The 1,555-nt window shown below is 55.7% G+C and carries 2 protein-coding genes; both read left to right on the top strand.

The features are described 5' to 3' along the window. The first annotated feature begins 419 nt into the window (after nucleotides 1-419). A complete protein-coding gene (gene csrA, locus AC5LBQ_RS09605; protein WP_307742454.1) occupies nucleotides 420-812 on the top strand; it encodes a carbon storage regulator CsrA in 393 nt (130 codons plus the stop codon). 183 nt (nucleotides 813-995) lie between these two features. Next, on the top strand, nucleotides 996-1,555 hold a 560-nt coding region (locus AC5LBQ_RS09600; protein WP_493265335.1), incomplete at its 3' end, for an Hpt domain-containing protein.

The following is a 1,555-nucleotide window of genomic DNA, read 5'->3' as shown; positions in this document are numbered from 1 at the left end:
GGGGGTTGGGGGGCGGGGGGGGATTAAGGGGGGAAAATGGGGGGGTCCCTCCCTTTATGGGCAGCTACCCGACTATTCTCCACCTTTAGGCACAACCCAGCGAGTATTCCCCGATTATCCCGGCCATTTTATTCCCGGATTTCTGCCATGTTTAGGTGTGGAGCCTCCCTTGGTATCTGGGCTAGTTGCACGAATGACCGATTTCAACACCGAATCTGAACCATCACCGACTCCCGTTTCTCTAGACCTGCAGGTTGTGGCGATTTTGGTTTTCGACGGTTGCGCCTGGACAAAGTGAAATCGGTCGTTTGTGCCAACAGGCCCGACATATGGTTCATGGCGAGGGCATCGGGGTGGGTTTTTCGCGGTTTGTGTGTAAAATCGTGAGTTTGCGGGTTTATCTCATGTAGAGTAGTCCCGTGTTGGTTTTATCTAGGCGCATAGGCGAAAAGATTGTCATCGGTGACGGCATCGTGGTTACCGTTGTGGAAGTTCACCGCGATTCGGTGCGTTTGGGCGTGGATGCCCCGCGTTCCGTTCCGGTCAACCGGGCCGAGTTGCTTCAGGCAGTTTCTGAAGAAAACCAGGCCGCCATGTCGGGCACCGAAGCCGCCGCAGCCCTGCAGTCCCTGCAGTCCATCAAGCCCAAATCCGGCCAGCCTTTGGACCTGCGCCGGTTGATGAAGGGGTCAGCAGCCCTGCCGGGCGCTGCCCAATCTCAGACACCCAAACCCTCCCCGAATTCACCAGCATCGCAGACAAATCCCGCCGCTAAGCGGGTTCCGAAACCTCGCCCGCCGCAGACGAATTAATCGCCGCAAGCCCGCCGCCGGAACTGGATAAAACCCCATAAACCTGAGCAAACCGTCCAAATGCGCTCCTGAAATCAAGAAATATCGCTGAAAATTCACTGAATTCGCTAACAAACTCATTTAAATGCCCGAAACTGGTGCGTAGACGGTGCCGCAGGCACCACTTATTTGGGAGGTCGCTTTATGGGCGAAATGGATGAAATTGTCCGCGAATTCCTGGTCGAGTCCTATGAGAACCTCGATCAACTTGAGCAAGACATGGTGTCCTTGGAATCCGAACCGGGTTCAAAAGAACTCCTGTCCTCGATTTTCCGGACTATTCACACGATTAAAGGCACGTCAGGATTCCTGGCGTTCAACCGGCTCGAGAAGTTGGCACACCGTGGTGAAAACTTGCTTTCCGAGCTGCGTGATGGCGTACGTGAGATGGATCAAGACACCGCTGACGTGCTGCTGTTGATGGTAGACCGAATCCGCAACATTATGGGTTCAGTGGAAGAGACCGGTCAAGAAGGCGATGTGGACATCGAATCCGTCATCGCTCAGATTGAAGCTATTCAAGGCAAGACGTCGAGTGCGCCAGTGCCGGCTGCTGACAGCATGTCTGGCGAACCGGCTCCGGCCGCTGCCGAGGAAGCTCCGGCTGAGATTCCGTTCTTGACCAATGTGGCTGATGAGAACGGTAACGTGAACTTGGGTGAGGACCTGGCGACCCCGCCGGCCGCTGCCGAGGAAGCTCCGGC

Source organism: Mobiluncus sp., from assembly GCF_985070215.1.
The sequence above is the reverse complement of the archived record's forward strand: the minus strand, read 5'-3'. Positions and strand labels throughout refer to the sequence as shown.